This window comes from Allobosea sp. 2KB_26 (assembly GCF_052115715.1).
GTDB lineage: Bacteria > Pseudomonadota > Alphaproteobacteria > Rhizobiales > Beijerinckiaceae > Allobosea.
Genome location: NZ_JBFRHE010000022.1, coordinates 1 through 24,029, shown reverse-complemented (window position 1 = coordinate 24,029; position 24,029 = coordinate 1). Strand labels below are relative to the sequence as shown.

Here is a 24,029-nt window from a genome sequence, read left to right as displayed (position 1 = left end):
CCAGGCGCCGCCTGCCCCTGCGCATCGGCGGCATGCGCAGGGGCGTTGCGACCACCCGTTGAATCTGCGTTGCGGCAGGTGCATTCCTGGCATTGGGACCCTCAGGACCGGACGTGAACGCGCATGGGGAACTTCCTCGCTTATCTCCGGGAGTCGATCCCGTTCCGCATCGTCCCGGCCGCGATCACGACCGCCGTATTGGCTCATCCCGCACACCAGTTGCGCCAACCGTCGATTTCTTGACCCCTCCGGCGAGCCAGATGCGCCATCTCTTCCAGCGCCGAGAGAATGTCCTCCCGCTCCTCGGTTTCGATCACGCCGCCCGCGCATTCAGCCGTGCGCCAAATGCGGATTCTGGCAGCCTAGCCAAGATCGCCTTGCGGATCTGGAACTGCCTTCCGGCAGAACTTAGCCTTCCACTTGTAGATGCTCGTATCGCTCACACCCTGCCTACGGCAGAGATTTGCGACCGGGACCCCAAATTCCTTCTCCTTCAAAATCGTGATGATCGACCCCGCTGGAAGCGGCCAGCAGGCCGGTCCAGCATCGGGGGCAGGCCCAATAAGCCCGAAGACATACTTCAGGCTGGACCAATTCAACGGGGGTGGATCACTCGCCATTATTGCCAAAGATTTGGCCAATCCGAGTGTCGCAAATCAAGCTTGCCCGTAAGGCATGCGGTGATCACCAACACGCATGTGGGACCGACATTGGACGGAGACGCGCGGCAAGCTGAGAACGACCGCCGTCCGGGATAGAATGCTCCAGTCGCGCAATAGGAGGCTATGATGAGATCAGTCGCCGCAATTGCACTTTTGCTCGCCGCTGGCGGTTGCTCGCTTTCGCGTCCGATCCACGGCGTGGTCGAAGGCACTGGCGAGACCTTTACCGGAATGGCAACCGGCTACTTCAACGACACGGGACAGGTTGCCGTCCGGTCCAACAGGACGGCGTGCAGCGGCAGATTCGTTTACACGACATTCCACCAGGGCGCCGGCACACTCTACTGCGACGATGGTCGCAGAGCTCCGTTCAGCTTTGTGTCGTCCGGCTGGAAAGGCAGCGGCGGAACCGCGACATTCGGGCGGCGTCGGGTCGTGTTCACCTTCGGGTAGGCAGCCTCCTGATGAAACCGAGGGGCGGAAGGTCCGGCCGCGCTGGTCTGCGAGGGTAGATCAGCGGTAAAGCCGGCCGCGGTTTTTGGGACCGGGCATCGCGCCGAGGACCTGGTTTGCCGCATGCATCCCGTGCTCGGCGGCACGTCGAGTGCTATGATAGGCGGCTTTCTCACGCGCGATCCACGAGCATCAGGGAGGGCCTTCCCATGTTCCGTATCGGACTTGCCATCGCCGCCATCGCCCCTCTCGCTGCATGCGTCCCGAGCACGACGCTGGTCATGTACCGGGCTGACGGCAAGACCATCGGCAGCAATCCGGCTCTGTCGCAGCAAGCGCAGCAAGATCTGACGGTATGCAGGGGAGAGTTCAGCAAGGCGCAGCTTACAGCACCGGTGATCTACGCCACCCAGCTCATGACGGATGTGTATGTCGGGTGCATGGCCCGGAGAGGCTACGTCCTCACCCCCAAGCAGTGATCATGCAACCGCGTGCACGCCCGTACGCGTCGCATTGCTTGTGATGCCACTGAAACTGGTTGACGAGTCACTGCCATCGCCGTCGCGGAGGGCGTCGACGCGTCGCCAGGCTACGGCCGCTGCGCCCGCGCGGTCTTCGCGGCCATCTGTATCGCTGCGGCCGGCTTGCGTCCGGCTCCGATCAACGTCCCGAGCCTCGCCCCCGACCACTTTGCCTCCCTCCGCGCTGGTGATAGGCCCCGGGCGGTGCAGGGAGCGACACGCGCGAGGCATGCCCCTGCTCTTTCTGAAACTGCCCTGGCCGGCGCCGCTGCTCGGGCGCGACTATCAGGCGGCCGTGCTCAGCGCCGGCTTCACCGGCCTCTCGCTCGGGGCGACCCCGACCGCGATCGCAAGCATGACCGCGGTGACCAAGCATTACGGGCCCTCGCCCAATGCCTTCGTCATCCTGCCGCTGGTCTCCGCGTTTTTCGTCGACCTCGTGAACGTCGTCGCGATCACGGTCTTCCTTGGGCGCTAAGTTCCTGGGGCGCTGAGTTCCTGGGGCGCTGACATCCTGGGCCGCCGACATCCTGGGGCCCCGACGCTCTGGGGCGCCGGGCGCCGCCTGCGCCTGCGCATCGGCGGCATGCGCAGGGGCGTTGCCACCACCCGTTGAATCTGCGTTGCGGCAGGTGCATTCCTGGCACTGGGACCCTCAGGACCGGACGTGAACGCGCATGGGGAACTTCCTCGCCTATCTCCGGGAGTCGATCCCGTTCCGCATCGTCCCGGCCGCCATCACGACCGCCGTATTGGTGATCCTGCTCGCCCTGCCGGTGCCGCAGGGGCTCACGCCCGACGGCAAGGCGATGCTCGCCATCTTCCTCACGACCATCGTCGCGATCATCCTGAAGGTCATGCCGATCGGGGTGATGGCCCTGATGGCGATGGTCATCCTGACCTTCTCGGAGGTGACCGCCGAGACTTCGAGCGGCGCGGTCACGGACGCGCTCTCGAGCTTCTCCAGCCCGCTGATCTGGCTGATCGTCACCGCCATCCTGATCTCGATCGGCCTGCGGACGACGGGGCTCGGACGCAGGCTCGGCATGATGTTCATCGCGGCGCTCGGCAGGCGCACGATCGGAATCGGCTACGGGCTTGCCCTGTGCGAGCTCCTGCTTGCCCCGGTGACGCCGTCCAACACCGCGCGCGGCGGCGGCATCATCCATCCGATCATGAAATCGATCGCCGGCGCCTTCGATTCAGACCCCGGGAAGGGAACCGAGGGCAAGGTCGGCACCTATCTGGCGCTGGTCAATTATCACGCCAACCCGATCACCTCGGCGATGTTCATCACCGCGACCGCGCCGAACCCGCTGGTGCGCAGTTTCGTGGCCGAGGCGACCGGCGGCGCGGTGGATCTCACCTGGGGGGCGTGGGCGCTCGCCATGCTGGTGCCCGGGCTCGTCTGCCTGCTCCTGATGCCGCTCGTGATCTACCTCGTCTCGCCGCCCGCGCTGAAGCACACGCCGGATGCGGTGGCCTTCGCGCGGGGCGAGCTGCACGCGATGGGGCCGCTACACCCGAAGGAGATCGTGATGCTGCTGACCTTCGCCCTGCTGCTGCTGCTCTGGGCGAACGTGCCTTCCATGATCCTCGGGCCGGCCTTCCAGCTCGATCCGACGGCGGTCGCCCTGCTCGGCCTCTTCGTCCTGCTGATTTCGGGAACGATCAGCTGGAACGACGTCCTGGCCGAGCGCAGCGCCTGGGACACCCTGATCTGGTTCGGGGCGCTTGTCATGCTGGCCGGGCAATTGAACAGCCTGGGCGTGGTCGCGTGGTTCTCCGGCCTGATGCAGGGCATGATCGCGTCGGCGAACCTCGGATGGGCGCTGACCGCGGCGGTTCTGGTGCTGGTCTTCACCTTCAGCCACTACGCCTTCGCGTCGACCACCGCGCATATCAGCGCGATGATGCTGGCTTTCCTGGCCGTCGGCATCGCGCTGATCCCGGCCGCGTATCAGGGCTTCTTCGTGCTGATGATGATCGCGGCCTCGGCGATCATGATGACGCTGACCCATTATGCGACGGGCACCTCGCCGATCATCTTCGGCAGCGGCTATGTCAGCATGGGCCGCTGGTGGAGCGTCGGCCTCGTGATGTGCCTGTTCGAGCTGGTCATCTTCGCCGTCATCGGCGGCATCTGGTGGAAGCTCCTGGGCTATTGGTGATCTCGCCGGGCCCCCCGCGATCGGCGCGGGGCCGGCATCGGCGCGCAAAAGCCCTATCGCGCTCCAGCGCGCACTCCTGTCGCCCGCATGATCCGCCTGATCGCCTGACGGATCGGCGGATTTTTCGTATGCTGCTTCGGCCGGGCGGTCGCCTCCCCGGCCGCAGCGCTGCCCGGAATCTGCCGCCCTAAGCGAGGTTGCCCGATGACCCGTGCCGAGTTCGCCTGTATTCGCCAGGCCTGCGGGCTGAGCCAGGACGATCTTGCCCTGGAATTCGGCCTGTGTCCGGAAGCCGTGCTGGAGATCGAGACAGGGGCCGAGGAAGAGGAGGTCGACACCCTTCACGCCCTGGCGCTGGAACGCGTCTCGCTCCAGTGCGCCGTCTGCAGGGAGAACCCGACGGTGGCCGCGGCCTCGGTGCGCTCGGATGCGCTCGACCTCGCCTGGATGATCCGGGGCTGACGGCCTGAAACGCGAAAGGCGCCCGCAGATGTCGCGGTCGAGCACGAAGACCTGCATCTGGAAGACGCGTTGAATCGACATGTCAGCTGTGCGTCAATACGCACCGTCATTGCCTTGGGCAGGCAGCCCACGTTCAATGCCGTGGCCTGCGCAGCGCATGGCTGCACCGTCGGATCTGACGCAGTGGAAAGCGCATGAATCTCAGTTTCGTAAAGATGCATGCCAACGGTGATGACTTTCTCGTCGTCGATGCACGCACGAGCCCCAATCCGGTTGATGCCGATGTCGCGAGATTCCTTGGCGACCGGAACTGTGGCGTCGGCTTCAACCAACTGGCGGTGGTGCTTCCCTGCGACGATGCTGCCGCGCGGCTCATCTTCTGGAATCCAGACGGCACGCCCCTGGGTGCGTGTGGCAGTGCAACGCGCGGCGTCGCTCACCTGATGATGAAAGAGGCCGCGAGCCAGGAAACAACCTTACGCACCGAGCGAGGCGTGTTGCGCTGCCTGTCGACACAAGACGGGCCTGTCAGCGTCGACATGGGCGCACCTCTGCTCGATTGGCGCGACATCCCCCTGGCCGAGCCTTGCGACACATTGCGATTGCCGCTTGATGGCGAGCCTGCCGCTTGCAGCATGGGCAATCCGCACTGCACGTTTTTCGTTGATGATCTCTCGGCGATCGACCCTTGGTCGGCAGGGCCGAAGATCGAACACCACCCTCTGTTTCCTGAAAGAACGAACGTCCATTTCGTTCAAGTGCTGGACCGGAAGCGCATAAGGCTGCGGATCTGGGAGCGAGGCGGAGCGGTGCCGGCGGGATCAGGATCGTGCTCCTGCGGCGCGGCCGTGGCGGCCATCCGCCGTGGACTTGTCGACAACGAAGTCGAGGTCATCTGTGATGGTGGAAGCGTAGGTGTTTCCTGGAAGCCTGGAAGCGGCGTGTGGCTGACGGGCCGGGTCGCAACCGTTTTCCGTGGCGAAATCGCGCTCCCAGGCAAATCCATGCATCGTCCGGACGGAACCTCTGTCCACAAGGCCTAGCTCACGCTGCGTTCCGTTTAGAGCGTCCTCGGCGATGGAGCGCGTGTCCCTCCAATGCGCCGTCTGCAAGGAAAACCCCACGCTGGCCGCGGCCTCGGTGCGCTCCGACGCGCTCGATCTCGCCTGGATGATCCGGGGCTAACCGCGAAAGCGCCCCGGGCCATCCCGGCCCCGGGCGCCACGCGCCGCCGAATTACGGCATCAGCTCAGGCGCAGCCGATGCGCGATGACGTTCAGCGCGCAGCGGAAGATGCCCATGGTGGCGTGGTCGGTGATGTCGCGGTCGAGCACGCAGACCCGCATCAGGATGGCGTTGCCGTCATGGTGCAGGCCGGAATCGGCCAGCGCATCCTGCAGCTCGCGATACTCCGAGCGGATTTTGGCGATCCTCTCGACGTCGAGCTCAGGCCCCTCGCCTGTCGTGCCCGCGACCAGCTCGGCGACCATGCTCGGCAGCTTGGGGAGGCTGTCGGTGATGTGGCGGTGATAGCGCACGAAGCGGCGCGTCACCGTCTCGGCCGCCTCGAACTGGCGCCGGTCGATCATCCCGCCCAGAAACATCCGGCCAAAGGCATAGCCGGCCATCGGCGAGGCATTCCCCTTGCGGTGCGGCTGTGCCAGCGCCACCGCCATGATCTTTTCGGGGCGCTCGCCCCGTTCGGCATTCCTGATCCGGCCGTTGCGGTAGCGGCCGACATCCATCCGGGGTTTGCGTCCTGCGCGTGCCATCGTCTCGTCTTTCTCTGCTCGGGTTTGGGCGCTTGGTGCGGCCGGCGTGCCGGGAAGCGCCGGCGGTTCTTGTGTCTCGGTCATGCTGTTGGCTCGCTCGTCTGCGGGGTCATCGGGGGAAGCCGGTTGGGCACGGTCCAGCAGCCGGTCTTGTCGGTCGGAAGCGGCCTGCCGCCCCTCGCCTGCCGCCAGGCCTCCCAGGCTACTGGATCGTCGACCGGCGAGATCCTGACGCCGGACGGCGGATCGGCGCCCGACTGGCCCGACTGGACTGCAAGCGCGAGCCCGGCACTAACGCCCCATTCCGGCGCAAAGCCCTGCCAGCCCCGCAAAATCATCAGATCGGCGGCGCGGTCCGGCTCGGCGGCCAGGGCAAGCTGGTTCGCCAAAAGTCTCGCCGCATGCAGCGTCAGCGGCTTCTTCAGCGTCCGCCGATGGGCGATGACGGCCTGAGCCCGCTCCGGCGAGAGCACGCCTTCCAGCGCAGCTTCGATCTCCCGGTACTCGGGGAGCGCCCTGGCGCGCCCAGTCCCCCTGGGGGCTGGGGGTGATTGTTTATGTGATTGTGATTGTGATTGTGATTTGCATGGCTCCGGCACATGCCCCGGCACTGCTGCAGCATCTGCTCCAGCACATGCCGCAGCATCTGCCCCGGCATCTGCCGCAGCATGGCCCTGCCAGCGCTTGACGGCCTTGGCCCTGGCCTTCCCGCTGGCCTCGGCGGCGGACTTCAGTTCGGCATCGATGCGCTTATGGACCCAAGCCCCCCCGAAAAGCTCGGCGAGCGTGTCACGGCTCGCGCCCCATTCCGCCGGCGACATCCGGGCGATGCGGGCAAGCCGGCGGTCCTCGGTGGGGAGCCCGCCATTTTGCCAGTAATGCATGATCAGCAGGAGATAGCCGCCATGCTCGGCCGCGCTGAGATGGCCGGTATCGGCAAGATAATCGGCGACATAGAGCGGCATCCAGGCCCGGCTCATCGCGGGCCTCCGCGCTCGGGCGCCCGGTTCGCCGCCGTCTTGCCCTCGCTCCGGGCAACGGGAATGCCGCCATAGCCGCGCACATCGGCGCCGCGGCGCTGATTGGTGACGCGGATGGCGTGAAGAACCGTGGTGTGGTCGCGGTGGAACAGCCGCCCGATCTCGGAGAGCGACAGTTCGGTCTCATCAGCCACCCGCCAGATCGCGAGCTGGCGCGCTCTCGCGATGCGGGCGACGCGCTGCTCGCCCTTGAGCGCATCGATGGCGATGCCAGTCTCGGACGCGACGGCCGCGATGATCGCGCCAGCCTGCGTCTTCCCGCGCAGCGGCGTGCTGGCATAGTGCAGACGGTATTGCTTGCGCACCACCGCCCAGGGCACGGCGCCGGGCCGGGCCTCGTCCTGCGACTTACCCGCCGCGCTAGTGACGGCCTCGCAGACACCTGTCGCGGGCTGGGCGCGGGCTTCGCGCTCCGGCCGTGCGGCCACCATGACCGGCGCCGGCTCCTCGGGCTTTGCCGCCTGTTTCCACGGGAGGGCCTGCCTCGCGCGATAGGCCGCCAGCATCTCTTCGGCGCTGCCATACTCCCTGGCATAGCCCTTGATCGGGAGTGACGTCATGACCGCGCTCCTTCCAGCGGAAAGGTCAGTTGTGCCGCGCACTCCCGGCGAAACCGGGCGCTGCGGCCGGGATGCGGGCGGGCGCAGGGCGCGGCGGGAGCCGGCTCCGGCGCTGTGTGGGCCACGCCCTCCGCCGGCCAGAGATCCGGCCGCCAGTGCTGCCGCGGCACGCCGGTCGCGACCTCCAACCGCAGCGCCATCCAGGGCGAGACTGAAGGTGCGCGCTTGGCCTTGTTGATCGCGACCTGCGAACAGCCGGCGGCCGCAGCGAGCCGGGCCTCGGAGCCGGCGCGGTCGATTTCGCGGCGCAGCAGCTCAGCCGGTGTCAGCAAAGCGGCTGGCATCGCGGGCGCGACTGACGTCGCTGGCGCGACTGACGTCGCTGGCACGACTGACGTCGCTGGCACGACTGACGTCGCTGGCGCGACTGACGTCGCTGGCACGACTGACGTCGCTGGCACGACTGACGTCGCTGGCGCGACTGACGTCGCTGGCACGACTGACGTCGCTGGCACGGCTGGCGCCGCCGGGGTCGGGAGATCAAGTGATGTCATGAGCCATATTGATAACTTAAGTTATGCTTAGTCAATCACAAAAGTTATCGAGACGGCCGTGATATCCTAAGTTATTGATTGGCCTATGGAACTCGGCCCGCTCATCAAGGATGCCCGCAATGCGCTTGGCTGGTCTCAGGCCGAGCTGGCGCGGCGCGTCGGCGTCTCCCAGGTCGCGATCAAGAAGATCGAGGACGGCCAGACGCGGCGCTCAAAGCATCTGACCAGCGTGCTCGCCGCCGTCGGGCTGAAGCACCTGATCCTGGATGGCGCCCTGATGGGCGGGGATGACGAGCCCGAGCCCAATGCCGCGATCGCGGGCCAGCCGGAGCTTTTGAAGCCGCTCGGCGGCGCGCGCGACCTGCCCGTGATGGGCACGGCGGTGGGCGGCAGCGAGGAGGACGGCGATTTCCGGCTGAACGGCGATGTGCTGGAGCGCACGACGCGGCCGCCGGCGCTGGCCGGGCGCAAGCGCGCCTTTGCGGTCAACCTGATCACCAACAGCATGTACCCGCTCTACCGCGCGGGAAAGAAGATCTATGCCGACGAGGACGGCCGCCGCCCCGAGATCGGCGACGAGGTTTTGCTCGAGCTCTATTCCGACGAGGATGGCGAGCCCGGCCCGGTCTATGTCAAGACCCTGGTCTCACGCGGCGCCAAGACGATCGTCGTCTCCCAGTACAACCCGCCGAAGGAACTGCGCTTCGACGCCATGCGGGTGAAGCAGATGCTGCGGATCATTCCGTATGATGAGTTGCTGGGGGTTTAGGGCTGGGCGCCTGCAGCCGGAGCGGCGTGGCCTCCTGCTCCTCGCCTTTGCCGTTGGACTTTTCCCGACCGCGCAACAAGCGGCCCCTGGCAAGTCGCCCGGAAGCTGACCTTGCCAAGGGTCTCGCCTGACTTCGGTTCCCGACCCAAGGCGAAACTAGGCCTGATGCGCTGACAGCCATTCAAGCGTGTCCTCCGCACTCTTTTCGGGCCTGGTCACCGGATGCAAGACGTGTTCGATCGCTCCGTCCTTGACGACCAGGGTCAACCGCTCAATCAGGCGCATTCCGTCCGCGACGAAAGTTGGAAGCGACAGCGCATCCGTCAACAGGAAGCCCTCATCGCTCAGCACTTCAAAGGGTAGGTGCAGACGTGTCGCCATCTCTTGCTGATAGGAGGTTGCTTGGGTGCTGAGACCGAACACGGTCGCTCCAACACGAGCCATGTCATCATGATGGTCACGAAATGCGCAGGCCTGCGGGGTACAGCCGCGAGCGCCGGGAATGGCATCCCAGCCAGTAGGCGCAGGCTTCCCCGGTTCACTCGTCCGAGGGTAACAATAGATCACCGTGCGTCCTCCAGGCAGTGACGCCAGATCGACCTTTCGCCCCGTTGTTGAACGCAGAGCGACCGCGGGCATCCGAATGCCGACCAGACGAGCGCTTAGGGACATTGATTGCCTCGGTCAGATTTTGATCCTGGCCGATTCCATCGCATGCCGGATGCCCGATTCCCACCGAGACATAGGCGGCGCGTCATCGCTATTTCCGGAGTCGACCCGAAGAGGACATACGCCGGAACAGGGCGCTCGCGGCGGGCTACGCTGATCGGAGAATCCATCGCAAAAACTGCTCCCGAAGCTGATTCACCATCCGCAACATCGGGTCGTTCTCGATAATGGGGCCGCCGCTGAAATCGAAGCTCGCTCCACCACCAACTCCGGTCACTACCGTGCGGGGGTACGAGACCAGTATCTGGCCAGAGCGGGCGTCTATCACATCAATATGGGCGGTAAGCGTGTTCTGATCTCCGGACTGTCCGGCAACCAGCATCGCCAAGAAGCGCCGCCCGGGATCAAGGATCACAGCGTGGTGCATGGTAACGACAATCTTCACCGGGCGATTGCCGGTGAACTCGCGCTGCATTTTCGCGGTGAAGGACTGCTTCACGCGATCCGAAAACTGGGCGGCGATGTATGTGCGAAACTGTTCGCGAGGCAGTTCAGCTTCGATAACGCGCCGAGGTGTGTCTCGGTCACCGCTTTCGATGATTTTGTCCTCAAGCCCATTGGCTTTCATGAAATCGTGCTTGACCGAAATCCAGGCCGACGAAGCAACCTGCGCCAACGCGCCTTCAACCGAGACGACCTTCCAAGTTCTTGCTTCGTCGACGGAGATCGGCGGAGGAGTGGTCACGCAGCCAGCCATTGTGGCGGCAAACACGAAACCTAGAGCGACGCGCCTCGCCCAACCCAATCTCGACATGGTGCCCCGGTCCTTCGTTTCGGTCGGCCGCCCCTGATTCGAGAGCTTGTCGCCGACCATAGTGACGCAGCGTGACCGATTCTGATCGAGTCGGACAAGGTCGACTTTGGCCTATCTCGCGCCGTGGCCCGCTGCCGCTCGTTGCGCCCGGAATGTCAGCTTTCAACCCCCGTTGCTGACCGAGATCATCTGGTCGAAAGTGTGCGGATGGCCACGCTCTCGAACTTCTCCATCAATGCCGTGCTTCGCGTCCCCAAGGTCGCCCTGCCACGGGCGTCGTTAGAGGCGGCGATAGGACCTTTGGATCGCTTTGAGGCGTCCGGCCTGGATGGCCAACTATGCCCAAATCAATATTCCAGAGGACGGCGATTGGGCAGACGTGATTGCTTTGGTTGAGCGAATTGGTCCGGTGCTGCAGAAGCACGTCCAGCCACGAGAGATTGGGCGACCGTCTCTCGACGGCCTTCCTCATCGGAGGGGATCGAATGACCGCCTCGTTGCTCGTGCCAAACGAAGTCGTCACAGCAATCGGGCGGTTTGGCTTCGACCTGGAGGCGTCGGCCCATCTTTCGACAGAAGTCTGAATGACCGCTCCCCACCCATCTCGGTCGTTGCGCTCGCATCGCAGCGGCCCGTCAACCTCGCGCCAGTTACGGACGCCGGATGATCATCCGGAAGCGGACGCTCGCCGCTCCATGCTGAGCCCGCACGGTTCGGGCCATCTCCGATTTATTGGGAACGCGCGGCCTGAGCCGCCACCTGCCACTGCGCACACGCCAGGTCGACGAAGGAGGCTGGCAGACGCGCGATGCCATTTCGACGTCCCACCTTGCCTTCGTTCTCATGGCGTGACCGTGGCTCGGCCCTGGCTCACCGTTGCGCCGCCGTGGCGCGCCCTCTCGGCTGGTCAGCCTGTCGCCATCAGCCCGCGCGTGGATTGCGGCCGCAATCTCGGAGCGTTCCGGTCGCCGCGCCAGGCTGGCGGCCCTCCGAGAGCCACTCAACCTGCCAGCATCCAATCCGCCAGGCCGTAGCAGTGGCTCGCCTGGTAGGCGTTTCGACCTCGGTTCATGTGCGTCAGATTGAAGGTTCGAATGGCAGCCAGGAAGCGGCGCGCCGCAAGGAAACTGCGGATCGAGGCGGAGCCCCGCACATTGATGCCGAACATGTCTGCGCCACGCGGGAAGAAATAGCTGACATCGTCCGGCGTCGTGACGCAGTGCTCGAGAAAAAGCTCGTCCACATGGCCCTGTGCGGGAGATTGGTCCGTGGCGAAATCCGAAAGATGCACCAAAAATCTCGCACGGATGCCGTCGCCGTCTGCATAGAGCGTGAAAAGCTCCATCCAGCTCGCATTGACGCGGACGAGCGGTTTGTCGGATGTCGACGGCAGACAAGACACCGACCAGTAGCGACGCTCGGTCTGGCGCGGGATGGGGATGCAGGTCTGGCCGTAGAGCCTGAGAATCTCCAGAACGTCCTGTGCCTGCGGGCGACGCAGCAGCTTTTGAAATCGCGTGACGTACTTGAACCGCAGTTCGAGGGAATCCGAGCGCTCGTCGCTGTCGCGCAGGTCGGTCTTGCCCTCTATCCAATTGCGCTGCTCCTCGAGATCCAGGAATTGGCGCAGGCCCGTGGCGCCGCGGCGAGGAGACGTGCTCACGTCAGGTGCCATGCGAGATCCATCCGTGCCGCCATTGCAGGGGATTTTGTCCGATCATGGATCAGGCTCCGGACAGGACATGACCGTAGCCGACATCGGCACGAATCCCGAGGATGCCTGTTGCCGATCGGTTAGCCCTCCCCTTCGCGGGCCTTGGCGAGCGAGCGGCAGCCCCGCCCGATCGAAGCCGGCCGTCGACAGGGGCTTAATTGAGCGCTACGTCAGCACGAAGACGTGGTTGGGAATTGAGATGCGCGGAGCTGGGATAAGCTTGGCAGGCACGCTCATTCTGCTGTTTGCCCGCTTCCTCACCGCGGTCCGCGGACAATGGCACGGCGTGGCGCCGAGCGACGAGCAGCGGATCTACTTCGCCAATCACGCGAGCCATGGCGATTTCGTGCTGATCTGGACGGTGCTGCCGCGCCGCCTGCGCCTGGCGAGCCGGCCCGTCGCCGGGAGCGACTACTGGCTGAAGAGCCGCCTTCGGCGCTTCATCGGCCGCGATGTCTTCAACGCCGTCCTGATCGACCGCGAGCGTCCGAGCCGGACGAACGACCCGATCAGCCAGATGACGGATGCGCTCGATGCCGGCTCTTCCCTGATCGTCTTCCCGGAAGGCACGCGCAACAGCACCCCTGCCCCGCTCCTGCCCTTCAAAAGCGGGCTCTTCCACCTGGCGCGCGCCCGGCCGGAGGTCGACCTCGTGCCGGTATGGATCGACAATCTCAACCGCGTCATGCCGAAGGGCGAGTTCGTGCCGATCCCCCTGATCTGCACGGTCACCTTCGGGGCCGCGCTCCAGATCGCCGAGGGCGAGACCAAAAGGGATTTTTTGGCGCGGGCGGAAGCGGCCCTGCTCGCCCTCTCACCGAAGGCTGGCGCGCCATGACGATGCCGCATCCCGACCTCGTAGCCGTGCTGGCCGGCCTGCTCGGCGTGCTCGTCGTCGCCTCGGCGATCGGCTACGCGCTGGAGCGCAGGCTGTCGCCCGATGGCAAGCATGCCGTGGTCGAGAACCTGAACCACCGGATCCGGGCCTGGTGGGTCATGATCGTGCTGATGGGGCTGGCGCTGATCGGCGGCAAGACCGGCGTGACCTTGCTCTTCGCCTTCTGCTCCTTCGCGGCCTTCCGTGAATTCATCACGCTGACCACCACGCACCGCGCCGACCACTGGGCGCTGGCCGTTGCCTTCTTCGTCGTGCTGCCGCTGCAATATTATCTCATCTGGATCGACTGGTACGGACTCTTCTCGATCCTGATCCCGGTCTACGCCTTCCTGCTGATGCCGATCATCGCGGCACTGCGCGGTGATACCGACGATTTTCTCGTGCGCATCGCCGAAGTGCAGTGGGCGCTGATGATCTGCGTCTTCTGCACCTCGCATGTGCCGGCGCTGCTGAGCCTCGACATTCCCGGCTTTGAGGGGCGCAACGTGCTCCTGATCGCCTATCTCGTCATCGTCGTGCAGATGAGCGATGTCCTGCAATATGTCTGGGGCAAGCTTCTCGGCCGCACCCGGATCGCGCCGAACCTGTCGCCGTCGAAAACCGTCGAGGGGTTCGTCGGCGGCGGCCTCAGCGCGGTGGCCGTAGGGGCGGCCCTGTCCTGGATGACACCGTTCACGCTGCTCCAGGCGGCGTTCCTGTCGCTCGTCATCGTCCTGATGGGCTTCTTCGGCGGGCTCGTCATGTCGGCGATCAAGCGCGATCGCGGCGTCAAGGATTGGGGCCACCTGATCGCCGGCCATGGCGGTTTCATCGACCGGCTCGATTCCGTGGTGTTCTCGGCTCCGATCTTCTTCCACCTGGTCCGCTGGGGGTGGTCGGCCACATGACCCTCCCTGTCACCAGCCTGATGCGCAGCAGCCTCGTGCATATCGCCTTCGCCTTTGTCGCGATGGGGAGCTGGGCGGCCTTCGCCAACCGCGCCCATCCGATGCCGGCGCCGCTCCAGGCCGGATTGATCCAGGGCGCGCTGTCGGCGCTCATCACGCTGCTCCTGAAACGCGGCATCGAGGAACTGGCCAGGCGCTTCTCCGGCCTCGCAGCCCTCCTGGCTCCGCCCGTGATCGCCGGGCTTGTCTCGGCGAGCCTGCTCACCGTGATCCATACGCTTGGTGGCACGCCGGAAATCGTCAGGACGATCGCGGTGCCATGGACCGTCGCGACCAGCTATGCGGCTCTCTACAATCTCTCGCTCTGGCGCAGCAGAAGGGCCTGAACGGTGGCGCAGGACGACAATCGACGCCCGCTCGCCAGCCGGAATGCTGGCTGGGCCCGCTCCATCGCGCGCCGGCTGAGCGCGGCCGCGGTCACCCCGAACCAGATCTCGATGGCGAGCATGGCGATGGCGGCCTTTGCCGGCGCCGGCTTCTGGCTCGCGGGCCTGGCGGATGCCGGGCTGCGCGCCGCCCTGCTGCTGGCGGCTGCCCTGTTCTGCCAGCTCAGGCTGCTCTGCAACCTCTTCGACGGAATGGTGGCGATCGAGGGCGGCAAGCAGGCCCCCGACGGACCGTTCTGGAACGAGTTCCCGGATCGCCTCGCCGATATCCTCATTCTCGTCGGCGCAGGCTATGGGGCTGGGGTCCCGGCCCTGGGCTGGGCGGCGGCCGGCCTTGCGGTGCTGACCGCCTACACGCGCGAACTCGGTCGCGCCTGCGGGCTGCCGGCCGATTTCTCGGGCCCGATGGCCAAGCAGCACCGCATGGCGACGATCACCGCGGCGGCTGTGCTCTCCCTGCTGGAGCCGCTTTGGTACGGCCATAACGAGGTCCTGGTCTTCGCGCTGTGGCTGATAGCGGCAGGAGCTGCCGTGACCACGCTGCGGCGGGCTGCGACGGCGGTCCGGGCGTTGCGCGCGCGCTGAGCGCGCTTACGATCCAGGCAGTCGCAGCGCGCCAGAAGCCGACCGTGACTGACCAGGCGCAAGCCGGCATTCGCAGGGCGGATGACACGGGCACGGCTAGGGCATCGGCCCGAAACGTGGCATGCGGTTTTCGGGGCAAAGCCGATGCTGACATGGTGCAGCGGCACAGTCGATTAGCGGATCTGTTCGGCATGCGATGGAGTGCAGCGTGAAGGCTTTCTGGGCGAAGATGGCGTCCGCCAATATCCTGTATCAGGACATTCCGGGGGCCGGCACGCCCCTGGCATTCATCCACGGTCTCGGCTGCGCTTCATCCTGTGACTATCCGCGTGTGATCGCGGATACGGCCTTGGCCGGACGACGGGCGATATTGGTCGACCTGCTGGGCTCCGGCTTCAGCGAAAGGCCCTCTGCATTCTGCTATTCCATTGAAGGCCATGCTCGCTTGGTCGCCGCGCTGATCGGGAGCGTCTGCGAGGGGCCTGTCAGCATCTTCGGTCACAGCATGGGAGGGGCCGTGGCCATCACCACGGCTGCGCTGCTGGGGGCGAAGGTCGAAGCGCTCGTCCTTAGCGAACCGAATCTGGAGCCGGGCGGTGGCGTCTTCAGCAAGGCGATCGCCGACATGTCCGAGGCCGAGTTTGTCGCGCGCGGCCATGCGGCGACCGTCGCGGCAGCAAGGGCAGCAGGCAATACGGTCTGGGCTGCCTCATTGGCGGTCAGCGCCCCATTCGCAGTCCACCGGGAAGCAGCTTCGCTGGTCGCGGGATGCAAGCCGACATGGCGTAACATGCTCGCCGGCCTGACCATCCCAAAGACGGTCCTCGTCGGAGAGCGCTCGCTGCCCAGCCCTGAATTCGATGGCTTGGCAGATGCGGGATGCGACGTCGCGATCGTGCCCGAAGCGGGCCATTCGATGGCGTGGGACAATCCGGGCGGGCTCGCCGACGCGATCGGCGAAGCGACAGGCTGAGCCTTCATTCGCCGGGCCGATGCTGGATCATCGGACGGGAAATCGTATCCGGTCCGATGCTCTGACCCTTTGTGCTTGCATCGGCTTGCCCCGAAAACCGCAATCCACTTTTCGGGCCGATGCCGAAGCGCTGCCTGTGAGCGCTCAGATTCGGCGTGCATGTCGCGGAACAGTCGCGGCGCGACGCCGAAGCGGCGTTCGAAGGCTTCCGCCAGGCGCGGACCACCGATGTCGTCGCGATGCAGCTTGAATATCCCGGGCGATAGCGAAGCGATGACTAGGCGGGCCGGTGCTCTGGATTTTTTTCCGGTGCGCTGTCGAATTCTCACCAGCCCGTTCGTCGTAGATGTGGCCAGGTGAAACGCCGCCTGCCAGGAGAGAACCACTCCAAACCGAACCAGGAGGAGAGATCCATGCCGAGCACCATCCGTCTGCACCGCGTCATCGCCACCAAGCCCGAGAAGCTCTATCGCGCGTTCCTCGAACCGGATGCGATTGCGAGCTGGCTCCCCCCATACGGCTTTACCTGCACCGTCCATGAGCTGGATGCGAAGGTCGGTGGCCATCACCGGATGTCATTCCGGAACTTCGCCACGGGACACAGCCACTCCTTCGGCGGCGTCTATCTGGAGCTCGTTCCGGGTCAGCGCCTCGTCTACACCGACACGTTCGACGACCCGAACCTGCCGGGGGAAATGAAGGTCACGGTGAATTTGAAGGCTGTGTCTGTCGGCACCGAGGTGACCATCGAGCAACAGGGCGTGCCGGACGTGATCCCCGTCGAGGCCTGCTATCTCGGCTGGCAGGAATCCCTGCGCAAGCTCGCGAAACTCGTCGAGCCCGAGATCAACCAGTAGCACCATCGATTCCGGAACGGCTCCGGGACGATCGATCGCCGTGCGTCCGACCGGACGCGATGTGGCACCCTATCTCCTTGCCGCGATCATGCCGAACCAGATCTCGATGGCGAGCATGGCGATGGCGGCATGTGCCGGCGCCGGCTTCTGGCTCGCGGGCCTGGCCGATGCCGGGCTGCGCGCCGCCCTGCTCCTGGCGGCGGCCCTGTTCTGCCAGCACAGGCTGCTCTGCAAGCTCTTCGACGGAATGGTGGCGATCGAGGGCGGCAAGCAGGCACCCGACGGGCCGTTCTGGAACGAGTTCCCGGATCGCATCGCCGATATCCTCATTCTCGTCGGCGCCGGCTACGGGGCTGGGGTCCCGGCCCTGGGCTGGGCGGCGGCCGGCCTTGCGGTGCTGACCGCCTACACGCGCGAGCTCGGCCGCGCCTGCGGGCTGCCGGCCGATTTCTCGGGCCCGATGGCCAAGCAGCACCGCATGGCGGTGATCACCGCGGCGGCCGTGCTCTCCCCGCTGGAGCCGCTCTGGCGCGGCCATAACGAGGTCCTGGTCTTCGCGCTCTGGCTGATCGCGACAGGAGCTGCCGTGACCACGCTGCGGCGGGCTGCGACGATGGTCCGGGCCTTGCGCGCGCTGAGCGGCGCTCAACGCGCGGCAGTCGCAACGCGCCATTGAGGACATTGGCGCATTGCACTCAGCACCAAACAAGGCGGCCACCGGAGGCTTGCGACGCTGGCACGCCAGCCGGCTCCCAAATGTCGAAATATACCCGCTTCCGGTGACCTCCCGCTCGTCAAAGCGGTGGACATTGAACCGGGTCTTGCGAGCCCCGGTGGCTCCCTGTCACCAGGTTTTGTATCCTGGTGAACGACTGGTGGGCAGTCGGCGACGAAGAAGACGGCTAGGGTCGCGGCATGAAGATGGCATCCTCCCAGTTTGATTTGTTCGATGACGCGCCGGGATACCGGCAGACGCCACGACCGGCACCGAGAAAGCGCAAGCCAGAGATCGTTCCGCTGCCGTCCGGCGGCAATGATGAAGAGGCTGCCCGAAGGCTGGAGCAGACCGGCCGGTTCAAGGTGCTGCGAAAGCTCGTGCCTCGCCCCATCGTCCCGCGCGCGCAGAGCGCCTTCCCGCACCTCGCGGTGCTGGTCGATACGGAGACGACGGGCCTGCAGCATGCCCGGGACGAGATCATCGAAATCGGCGCCGTTGGTTTCACCTATGATGATGAGGGCGTGATCGGGGATGTTGTCGGCATCTATAGCGGCTTGCGCCAGCCATCGCTGCCCATCCCCGCGGAGATTACGCGGCTGACCGGCATCACCGATGAGATGGTTGCCGGTCACGACATCGATATCGCGGCGCTCGATGCCTTCATCGAACCTGCCGATCTCGTCATCGCTCATAATGCCGGGTTCGATCGCCCGTTTTGCGAGCGGCTGTCGCCAGTCTTCGCCTCGAAAGCCTGGGCCTGCTCCGTCAGGGAAATTCGCTGGGCCGATCTGGGGTTTGAAGGCAACAAGCTGGGATATCTCGTCGGTCAGTCCGGACTGTTCCACGACGGCCACCGCGCAACCGATGACTGCAATGCCCTCCTGGAGGTCCTGGCGCGACCGGTGGGAGCCAGTGGAACCCGACCGTTCTCCGAGCTGTTGCGCTCGAGCGCGCGCAGCAGAATCCGCATCTACGCGGAAAATGCCCCCTTCGACATGAAGGATCACCTCAAGGGGCGAGGCTACCGATGGTCGGATGGGAGCGACGGACGGCCCAGGGCCTGGTGGATCGAAATCGACGAAGAGCTCCATGACGAGGAGCTCCGCTATCTCCGCACCGACATCTATGGCTGGGCAGAGGCCGAGCCGCTGACGGTGCGGCTGACGGCGCATGATCGATTTCGTGCGTGATCGGCGAAGTGCGAGCCGATCGCCAATGCCGACTGGCGCCCTGCCCGCAAACGGACATTCGCAGACGGGGTGAGCACCATCGCTGGCGACCCATCTCGGGCATTGCCGGCGTCCGCTCTCAGGCAGAAGCGCCATGCGCACGACGCGCCCGGCCCCTGGCTGTCGAAATCTTGCCGTGGCGGCCTGCATGAGTAATTGAAGCCGCAGCGCATCGTGTCACCCTGACCCTGCGCGTGCACTCGCAAGACTTCGCCAGGTAGCCATGGCCTCTGCTGAACCGACGTCCATCTCCGTCGCAAAATTCGACGCCGACCGCGCCGGGGAGTACCTCATCCAGAGCCGCATTGCGCTGGCAGGTTACGAAGCTTGTCATGAGCTTTCGGCCTGCATGCTGGCGGCGACGCTGGGTCCGGGCAACAGCGCTCGTGTGCTCGCCGTTGGGGCTGGTGGCGGCGGACAGGAGATTGTCAGCGCCGCATCTCTTGAACCGGGCTGGAGATTTGTTGCCGTCGACCCATCCGCAGAGATGATGGATGTTACGGCGGGGCGGTTGCAGCAACTCGGCTTCCTCGAGCGGACGGAGATCGCGATCGGCTATGTCGAGGAGCTTCCCGGCGGGCGCGATTTCGACGCCGCGACGCTGATCGGCGTGCTGCATCATCTCCCGGGAAGGCAGGCCAAGGACGACATTCTTGCCTCCATTGCGTCACGGCTGAAGCCAGGCGCTCCCCTCATTCTTGCCGGCAATCGCTTTGCCTACGCCGCCGAACCTCTGCTGCTGGCGGCCTGGGCGGAGCGCTGGCGCATGCACGGAGCCAAGCCCGCCGAAGTCGAGGCGAAGCGCACCAAGATTTTGCAGGGCGCCGATCCGCCCGTGTCGGAGAACGAGATCGCTGCTTTGCTGGAGGCTGCCGGGTTTGGGCCGCCAACATGGTTCTTTTCCAGCCTGTTTTGGGGCGCCTGCCTGGCTACGTACCGCGGCTGATTGCGAGCCGGCAGGCAGATGATGTCCGATTACTGGCAGATCGCTCGTGTCGCTCTCCACCCAACTCAGACATCGGCGGCGCGTCATCGCTATTTCCGGCGTCGACCCATCTCAGACATTGCCCTCTCTCCCTATTGCCGAAAGCATATCAGCAAGCCAATTCTTAGGCGCGCCAGGGAGACAGCGATGGTCCGGGCCTCGACACAATCTATTGTGCTGGCGTTTAGCTCACCTGCTGCTGCGCGTGGCATTGGCATAAGCCGCAGTAGAGCCGAAGAATTGGGTAGCACCTACGACTACGGTTGGTGGGTGCCACTTGCTTGGACAGCGGGCTTCTTTCTTGTCGTAGTCGTGTGCGGCCTGTTCTGGTTGCTTTGGAACGCGCGCGCGCCAACACAGCGCACCGTGTTCCCCTTGGTGCCGCCCGGTTCAACAGAGCGAAGGGAATGATGGCGGGGGCTCCACCGGGACGCTGATGCTGCCGGCCCGCAGTTTCAAACGCCTGCTCGCCACCCTAACCTGTCGTTGCAGAAGATCTTTGCACCGGCCCGCCCTTTGCCAAGGCGCCCGAGTTGGGCGGAGGTCATTCGATGCTTAGTCGCATTCTTGGTTTTCTAAATCCACTCCATAGCGCTGAGATCATCACTAAACGATACTTTGGAGGACTGTTAGTTCATTTGGTACGCCTAAAAGGTGATACGAAACTGGTGTTTATGATGCCTCGCGCCGACGAAATGGGCGGCAATCTCGACGGCTATCCGGTCATTTTGCCTTCGGAGACGTTGGACGCGATGATAGCGTTTCTCCAAGAATGCAGGGAGACAGCTGGCCGGGATTGTCCATGACAGCTTCCGCCCCTTGTCTGATGTAGGCGATCCGGAAGAGCAACATCAAGGCGTTCGACAATCACGCGGTCGTCCATGGGACCTGTGGCCCAACCGACGGCGTCGCTTGCCAGCGCCTTCAACCAGTCGCGCATCTCCATGTCGTCAGAGTGCCGCCGCGGGCGCGGACAGAACCGGCGAGCCGGCCTGCGGAACATCGCAGGCCGGCCTTTGATCACTTCACCAGTGCGATTTCGCTTGGCCGCCAGCTCTTGTCGAAGAACGACGGCAACGGGCTGTACAGGCGCAAGATGGTGAACCAGCCCTTGCCGGGGTCAGTCTGGATCCAGTTGCCGCGTGCCACGCCCTTCGGCTGGGCAGGGCCGAAATAGACCGTGGTCGTGCCATCGGCAGCTGCCTCGGCGGCGGGTGAGGGATAGCTCTGGCTGCCGGCACGGGGGTATTTCTGCGGCGTTTGCAGCATTGAGCGCGTCTGGTTGTCGTAAAGCGTGAAGGACCAGAACGCCTCCGCGGGAATGCCCTTGGGCAACGTCACCTTGTAGGTCTTTGCACCGTCAAAGGGAGCTTCCTCGGTATCGAGGAAGCTCATGAGGTACTGCGAGCCCACCCCCGGAATGCGCATGATCATGCCGGGCGAATCGAGCGTGTAGCCGTAGTAGAAGGCGGTGCGAGAGTCGAGCGTGCGCGCGCCGGTCGGCGCTAGCGGCTTGAACATGCCGTCCTTGAAGATAGGCGGAGGAGTCTCGAAAAACGCGCCGCCTTCCCAAAGCATGCTGCCCCAGCGCGAACCTTCGTAATAGGCCCAATCCGGGTGTTTCATCGCGTAACGCCAATTGAGCGCCCGACCGGTCGCCTGGCCGACAACGGCCGCGTCCGACAGGATCTTCTTCATCCGCTCGTCGGGCGCAAACTTCTTCCCATGCACGATGCCGATGGCGGCAAGCTGTCCTGCCAGCTCGATGTCGTAACTGGTGGCGGGCTCGTTCTGGACGTTCTCATTGATCAGTTCGAAGAAGTCGTAGCCGCTCGGCGGAATCGTGTTGAACGATCGCCCGCTGGCCTCGATGAACTTCATCTCGGGGATCTTTGGCTCGCCGGCGATGTGCGCCTTGCCCTCGAGGGCCTGCGCAATGCTCGTTCCGAAGGAGCCCGGCTTGTAAGGATAGATTTTCAGGTTTCGCTTGACGTTCTCGACGGCGGGCTTGGGGTCGCTGTCGACGAGATAGGCTCTGGCCGCATAGAGCGCGTGGTTTGTCTTCGAACGGGCGACAAAGTAGCCGCCCTGGGGCAGCGGGCCGTCGTAGTCGGGACCCACGATCAGATATTTGCCGCCGAGGCCGCGATCGGGACCTGGCGTGCCGATGTCGATGATCCAGGAGAACCACATATCGTTGATGGTGCCGACGGCGTTCGGCGGCTGATCGACCACCACCGGGCCTTTGCTCAGATCGAGCGCGGTGAGGTAGTAGATCGTGTCGGCATTCGCTGTCAGGAACAGCGAGCTCGAATCCATGAGATCGGAAAAGATGGCGACGTCGCCTGGCTTGACGCCGAGGCTTTCAAAGCCCTTGACGATCGCCAAGGCCGAGGCGCCGCGGAAGCTGTTGTTGTAGACGTTGAGCGCGCGGGTGAAATCGAGCGTGTCATATACTTTGCGAGCAGTTTCGGCGGTCGGTGCACCGTCCTTGAACTCCAGCGTGCCGATGCGCGTCTGTGCCGTATCGGGCGCGCCAAGAGATCGAACGGTGTCTTGTGGAACCTGTGCGACGGCAGCGGCAGAGGGCAGCGCGAGGGCACCGACCACAGTAGCGCCGGCCAATTTCAGGTAGCGTTTCATGGTTTTTCATCCTCTGTCGCAATTCAGGATGCGGTGCCTCACCCAGCCCGCGCATCAGTATGGTCGGAGATAATTGTTACGCCACATTGATACCGGGCGGCTGCCGTAACGTCGATGCCCGTCTCTTTGGGATAGTCGGTCGGAAATCGATCCCGTCGCCGACGGCCCCACAGCAGCGCCCGGCGACAGCGCTTCCGTCTCGCCATCTCGCATCGGCTCACGGAGGCAAGTCTTGCCATCTCGCGCCAAACCCTGCGGTTCGGTGTGAGCCGCCCGCATCCGGACTTATGTCGCGCCAGCATGCGGCCCAGTCCTCGACTCGCACCTGGTGACCTCCGCGACATCAGCCTGCGGCCGGAGCAGAGTCCCAACTGACCGCTATGGGGACATGGCCGGATCACGTGGCGACCGTAAAATGTAGCGATTTGGGAGCGCCGCAACCGACCAGCCGCGCACCCAATTCCTCATGGCACACGCCTCCAGTCCGCTACGGGGCGGGAGCAGAAGTCAGGCCCGCCTTCGGCAATGTCTGCTTCCCGGCAATGTCCCAATGTCGGCAGGTGGCGCGGGCCGGAACTCGGCCGCTTCTGACGCCGAACGACCGAGACGTGTGGAAATCAGAGTTCGCCAAGCGGCGAGGCGCTGCCTTTGGACTGTTTCTACGCCCAAGCGGGCGCCTTGGCCCGGGACGAAGCGGTTAAGCTTCTGTCTCTCCGGGGCTGACGCACTCTTTAATCGCCTGGGAAAAGGCGATGATCGTTGCCTCTCGGTCTTCGGCGCACATAGCTCGGAACAGATTCAGGAAGTCATCGGTGCCGATCTGCATAACAACCTTTGAATTGCCCCCTCCGGAAGCCATAACCCCGCGAACGGTAACACCACTCCGCCTTTGGCCATCCGGGCTTTTGCCAACCCAGGCACCGTGAGCGATCTCAACATTGCCTTCGTATTGCCAGCGGCCGCCGCCCTGTAGAGGCGCCCTCCAAAGCTGGCTGCATTCACTCATGGTAGTTCCTCGATTTCTATCGGTCGGAAGCCCTGAGCCCGCGCGAGCACGGCCAACGCTCCTCTGTAGCTGGGCGCCTTTTACGTCGCTGCAGCCAGAACATCCACGGCTGCCGCGCTCCGGCATCAACAGTGAAGCCCGCCCTGCGGAACGTCCGCTTTGCGGCTGGATCTCAACCGTCGTGCCATAACGACGAGTGGTTGGAGACCGGCTCTCTGAATGTCTTTGTCGGGTGAGGTGGTTAGCAGTCTTTGACTGCCTCGATCCAAAGAACCGCGGCTTCCTCGTTGTCCTGCCTCTCGACAGAAGAATTGCGAACGCTCAATCCCGCATCAGCCAGATATTTCAGTGTTTCTGCTTCACCGTTGTGGCCAAAGAACATCGTGGTTCCTGGCCATTCTCCGGTCCACTCGCCCATTGCGCCCAATCCTGATCAGCCACCTGACCGATGGATGTTCCGGACTCGCTTCGAGCCCGGCATCCTCCCGCTTCGTTCGCCCCATTGGAAAGTTTGCCCCAATCAGGATTTCGTGGCGGCGAGGTCGCCTCCGATGACAAGGAGGGGTTGAGCTCGGGCTTTCACGGCTCGGACGAGTTCGCAGCCGGATTCCGGCTCAAGTGAAAGCAGCCCTGAAATGCAA

General features: G+C 64.6%; 25 protein-coding genes and 2 pseudogenes. 17 read left to right on the top strand and 10 right to left on the bottom strand.

Annotation, left to right across the window (positions count from 1 at the left end):
- Positions 1–404 precede the first annotated feature (404 nt).
- A pseudogene (locus tag AB4099_RS31385) lies at positions 405–509 on the bottom strand (transposase); the annotation flags it as partial.
- Positions 510–788: 279 nt separating this feature from the next.
- Between AB4099_RS31385 and AB4099_RS31380 the strand changes: the two are divergent.
- From AB4099_RS31380 to dapF, 6 genes and pseudogenes are all read left to right on the top strand, one after another.
- A complete protein-coding gene (locus AB4099_RS31380; protein WP_441480966.1) occupies positions 789–1,115 on the top strand; it encodes a hypothetical protein in 327 nt (108 codons plus the stop codon).
- Positions 1,116–1,324: 209 nt separating this feature from the next.
- A complete protein-coding gene (locus tag AB4099_RS31375) occupies positions 1,325–1,594 on the top strand; it encodes a hypothetical protein (RefSeq protein ID WP_113518972.1) in 270 nt (89 codons plus the stop codon).
- A 307-nt stretch (positions 1,595–1,901) separates the two neighbouring features.
- A pseudogene (locus tag AB4099_RS31370) lies at positions 1,902–2,114 on the top strand (sodium/glutamate symporter); the annotation flags it as partial.
- 199 nt (positions 2,115–2,313) lie between these two features.
- Positions 2,314–3,807, top strand: coding sequence for a DASS family sodium-coupled anion symporter (locus tag AB4099_RS31365; RefSeq protein WP_441480965.1), 1,494 nt, complete (start codon positions 2,314–2,316; stop codon positions 3,805–3,807).
- 204 nt (positions 3,808–4,011) lie between these two features.
- Positions 4,012–4,269: a hypothetical protein gene (locus tag AB4099_RS31360; protein WP_441480964.1), complete on the top strand. Its 258-nt coding sequence runs from the start codon at positions 4,012–4,014 to the stop codon at positions 4,267–4,269.
- Between the two features lie 194 nt (positions 4,270–4,463).
- Positions 4,464–5,312: a diaminopimelate epimerase gene (gene dapF / locus AB4099_RS31355; protein ID WP_441480963.1), complete on the top strand. Its 849-nt coding sequence runs from the start codon at positions 4,464–4,466 to the stop codon at positions 5,310–5,312.
- A 201-nt stretch (positions 5,313–5,513) separates the two neighbouring features.
- On the opposite strand, the gene AB4099_RS31350 is transcribed toward dapF, so the two are convergent.
- Genes AB4099_RS31350 through AB4099_RS31335 form a run of 4 tightly spaced genes read right to left on the bottom strand, consistent with a single transcriptional unit; the run spans position 5,514 to position 7,985 of the window.
- Positions 5,514–6,125, bottom strand: a complete 612-nt coding sequence (locus tag AB4099_RS31350; protein WP_441480962.1) for a hypothetical protein — start codon at positions 6,123–6,125, stop codon at positions 5,514–5,516.
- Positions 6,122–7,021 carry a YdaU family protein gene (locus AB4099_RS31345; protein ID WP_441480961.1) on the bottom strand — a complete coding sequence of 300 codons (900 nt, stop codon included), beginning with the start codon at positions 7,019–7,021 and terminating at the stop codon, positions 6,122–6,124. Before AB4099_RS31345 ends, AB4099_RS31350 begins: the two co-directional genes overlap by 4 nt.
- Entirely contained in the window at positions 7,018–7,641 is a 624-nt protein-coding gene (locus tag AB4099_RS31340) for a helix-turn-helix domain-containing protein (protein ID WP_441480960.1), read from the bottom strand. Before AB4099_RS31340 ends, AB4099_RS31345 begins: the two co-directional genes overlap by 4 nt.
- Positions 7,638–7,985, bottom strand: a complete 348-nt coding sequence (locus AB4099_RS31335; RefSeq protein ID WP_113516711.1) for a hypothetical protein — start codon at positions 7,983–7,985, stop codon at positions 7,638–7,640. Before AB4099_RS31335 ends, AB4099_RS31340 begins: the two co-directional genes overlap by 4 nt.
- Before the next feature lie 295 nt (positions 7,986–8,280).
- On the opposite strand from AB4099_RS31335, the gene AB4099_RS31330 reads away from it, so the two are divergent.
- Complete coding sequence (locus tag AB4099_RS31330) at positions 8,281–8,964, top strand: helix-turn-helix domain-containing protein (RefSeq protein WP_113516710.1); 684 nt, start codon at positions 8,281–8,283, stop codon at positions 8,962–8,964.
- 156 nt (positions 8,965–9,120) lie between these two features.
- On the opposite strand, the gene AB4099_RS31325 is transcribed toward AB4099_RS31330, so the two are convergent.
- From AB4099_RS31325 to AB4099_RS31315, 3 genes are all read right to left on the bottom strand, one after another.
- The gene (locus AB4099_RS31325; RefSeq protein ID WP_441481003.1) at positions 9,121–9,603 is read right to left on the bottom strand and encodes a peroxiredoxin; all 483 of its coding nucleotides are present in this window, start codon (positions 9,601–9,603) and stop codon (positions 9,121–9,123) included.
- Positions 9,604–9,781: 178 nt separating this feature from the next.
- Positions 9,782–10,507: a hypothetical protein gene (locus tag AB4099_RS31320; protein WP_113516708.1), complete on the bottom strand. Its 726-nt coding sequence runs from the start codon at positions 10,505–10,507 to the stop codon at positions 9,782–9,784.
- Positions 10,508–11,447: 940 nt separating this feature from the next.
- Positions 11,448–12,122: a hypothetical protein gene (locus AB4099_RS31315; RefSeq protein ID WP_441480959.1), complete on the bottom strand. Its 675-nt coding sequence runs from the start codon at positions 12,120–12,122 to the stop codon at positions 11,448–11,450.
- Between the two features lie 259 nt (positions 12,123–12,381).
- Between AB4099_RS31315 and AB4099_RS31310 the strand changes: the two genes are divergently transcribed.
- From AB4099_RS31310 to AB4099_RS31265, 10 genes are all read left to right on the top strand, one after another.
- Complete coding sequence (locus AB4099_RS31310) at positions 12,382–12,999, top strand: lysophospholipid acyltransferase family protein (RefSeq protein ID WP_441480958.1); 618 nt, start codon at positions 12,382–12,384, stop codon at positions 12,997–12,999.
- Complete coding sequence (locus AB4099_RS31305) at positions 12,996–13,946, top strand: phosphatidate cytidylyltransferase (RefSeq protein ID WP_113516705.1); 951 nt, start codon at positions 12,996–12,998, stop codon at positions 13,944–13,946. Before AB4099_RS31310 ends, AB4099_RS31305 begins: the two co-directional genes overlap by 4 nt.
- The gene (locus tag AB4099_RS31300) at positions 13,943–14,332 is read left to right on the top strand and encodes a hypothetical protein (protein WP_113516704.1); all 390 of its coding nucleotides are present in this window, start codon (positions 13,943–13,945) and stop codon (positions 14,330–14,332) included. The genes AB4099_RS31305 and AB4099_RS31300 overlap by 4 nt, the downstream gene beginning before the upstream one ends.
- A 3-nt stretch (positions 14,333–14,335) precedes the next feature.
- Complete coding sequence (locus tag AB4099_RS31295) at positions 14,336–14,977, top strand: CDP-alcohol phosphatidyltransferase family protein (RefSeq protein ID WP_441480957.1); 642 nt, start codon at positions 14,336–14,338, stop codon at positions 14,975–14,977.
- Positions 14,978–15,185: 208 nt separating this feature from the next.
- Positions 15,186–15,950, top strand: coding sequence for an alpha/beta fold hydrolase (locus AB4099_RS31290; RefSeq protein WP_441480956.1), 765 nt, complete (start codon positions 15,186–15,188; stop codon positions 15,948–15,950).
- A 413-nt stretch (positions 15,951–16,363) separates the two neighbouring features.
- Positions 16,364–16,807 (top strand): SRPBCC family protein, encoded by a 444-nt coding sequence (locus AB4099_RS31285; protein WP_441480955.1) that lies wholly within the window; start codon positions 16,364–16,366, stop codon positions 16,805–16,807.
- A gap of 40 nt (positions 16,808–16,847) precedes the next feature.
- Positions 16,848–17,483, top strand: a complete 636-nt coding sequence (locus tag AB4099_RS31280; protein WP_441480954.1) for a CDP-alcohol phosphatidyltransferase family protein — start codon at positions 16,848–16,850, stop codon at positions 17,481–17,483.
- 245 nt (positions 17,484–17,728) lie between these two features.
- The gene (locus AB4099_RS31275) at positions 17,729–18,715 is read left to right on the top strand and encodes a 3'-5' exonuclease (protein WP_441481002.1); all 987 of its coding nucleotides are present in this window, start codon (positions 17,729–17,731) and stop codon (positions 18,713–18,715) included.
- Positions 18,716–18,977: 262 nt separating this feature from the next.
- A complete protein-coding gene (locus AB4099_RS31270; RefSeq protein WP_441480953.1) occupies positions 18,978–19,700 on the top strand; it encodes a class I SAM-dependent methyltransferase in 723 nt (240 codons plus the stop codon).
- A 590-nt stretch (positions 19,701–20,290) separates the two neighbouring features.
- Entirely contained in the window at positions 20,291–20,545 is a 255-nt protein-coding gene (locus tag AB4099_RS31265; protein WP_441480952.1) for a hypothetical protein, read from the top strand.
- Between the two features lie 214 nt (positions 20,546–20,759).
- On the opposite strand, the gene AB4099_RS31260 is transcribed toward AB4099_RS31265, so the two are convergent.
- Both AB4099_RS31260 and AB4099_RS31255 read right to left on the bottom strand, forming a co-directional pair.
- Positions 20,760–22,382 (bottom strand): DUF1254 domain-containing protein, encoded by a 1,623-nt coding sequence (locus tag AB4099_RS31260; RefSeq protein ID WP_441480951.1) that lies wholly within the window; start codon positions 22,380–22,382, stop codon positions 20,760–20,762.
- A gap of 1,247 nt (positions 22,383–23,629) precedes the next feature.
- Positions 23,630–23,806 (bottom strand): hypothetical protein, encoded by a 177-nt coding sequence (locus tag AB4099_RS31255; protein WP_162768269.1) that lies wholly within the window; start codon positions 23,804–23,806, stop codon positions 23,630–23,632.
- Positions 23,807–24,029 lie beyond the last annotated feature (223 nt).

Bases quoted from the DNA above. Each gene is read 5' to 3' on its own strand.
- AB4099_RS31340 (WP_441480960.1), bottom strand. From the start codon at position 7,641: ATGACGTCACTCCCGATCAAGGGCTATGCCAGGGAGTATGGCAGCGCC.
- AB4099_RS31255 (WP_162768269.1), bottom strand. From the start codon at position 23,806: ATGGGCGAGTGGACCGGAGAATGGCCAGGAACCACGATGTTCTTTGGC.
- AB4099_RS31365 (WP_441480965.1), top strand. From the start codon at position 2,314: ATGGGGAACTTCCTCGCCTATCTCCGGGAGTCGATCCCGTTCCGCATC.
- AB4099_RS31260 (WP_441480951.1), bottom strand. From the start codon at position 22,382: ATGAAACGCTACCTGAAATTGGCCGGCGCTACTGTGGTCGGTGCCCTC.
- AB4099_RS31300 (WP_113516704.1), top strand. From the start codon at position 13,943: ATGACCCTCCCTGTCACCAGCCTGATGCGCAGCAGCCTCGTGCATATC.
- AB4099_RS31305 (WP_113516705.1), top strand. From the start codon at position 12,996: ATGACGATGCCGCATCCCGACCTCGTAGCCGTGCTGGCCGGCCTGCTC.
- AB4099_RS31320 (WP_113516708.1), bottom strand. From the start codon at position 10,507: ATGGTCGGCGACAAGCTCTCGAATCAGGGGCGGCCGACCGAAACGAAG.
- AB4099_RS31270 (WP_441480953.1), top strand. From the start codon at position 18,978: ATGGCCTCTGCTGAACCGACGTCCATCTCCGTCGCAAAATTCGACGCC.
- AB4099_RS31380 (WP_441480966.1), top strand. From the start codon at position 789: ATGAGATCAGTCGCCGCAATTGCACTTTTGCTCGCCGCTGGCGGTTGC.
- AB4099_RS31375 (WP_113518972.1), top strand. From the start codon at position 1,325: ATGTTCCGTATCGGACTTGCCATCGCCGCCATCGCCCCTCTCGCTGCA.
- AB4099_RS31360 (WP_441480964.1), top strand. From the start codon at position 4,012: ATGACCCGTGCCGAGTTCGCCTGTATTCGCCAGGCCTGCGGGCTGAGC.
- AB4099_RS31275 (WP_441481002.1), top strand. From the start codon at position 17,729: ATGGCATCCTCCCAGTTTGATTTGTTCGATGACGCGCCGGGATACCGG.
- AB4099_RS31345 (WP_441480961.1), bottom strand. From the start codon at position 7,021: ATGAGCCGGGCCTGGATGCCGCTCTATGTCGCCGATTATCTTGCCGAT.
- AB4099_RS31325 (WP_441481003.1), bottom strand. From the start codon at position 9,603: ATGCCCGCGGTCGCTCTGCGTTCAACAACGGGGCGAAAGGTCGATCTG.
- AB4099_RS31335 (WP_113516711.1), bottom strand. From the start codon at position 7,985: ATGCCAGCCGCTTTGCTGACACCGGCTGAGCTGCTGCGCCGCGAAATC.
- AB4099_RS31285 (WP_441480955.1), top strand. From the start codon at position 16,364: ATGCCGAGCACCATCCGTCTGCACCGCGTCATCGCCACCAAGCCCGAG.
- AB4099_RS31265 (WP_441480952.1), top strand. From the start codon at position 20,291: ATGCTTAGTCGCATTCTTGGTTTTCTAAATCCACTCCATAGCGCTGAG.
- AB4099_RS31315 (WP_441480959.1), bottom strand. From the start codon at position 12,122: ATGGCACCTGACGTGAGCACGTCTCCTCGCCGCGGCGCCACGGGCCTG.
- AB4099_RS31350 (WP_441480962.1), bottom strand. From the start codon at position 6,125: ATGACCGAGACACAAGAACCGCCGGCGCTTCCCGGCACGCCGGCCGCA.
- dapF (WP_441480963.1), top strand. From the start codon at position 4,464: ATGAATCTCAGTTTCGTAAAGATGCATGCCAACGGTGATGACTTTCTC.
- AB4099_RS31330 (WP_113516710.1), top strand. From the start codon at position 8,281: ATGGAACTCGGCCCGCTCATCAAGGATGCCCGCAATGCGCTTGGCTGG.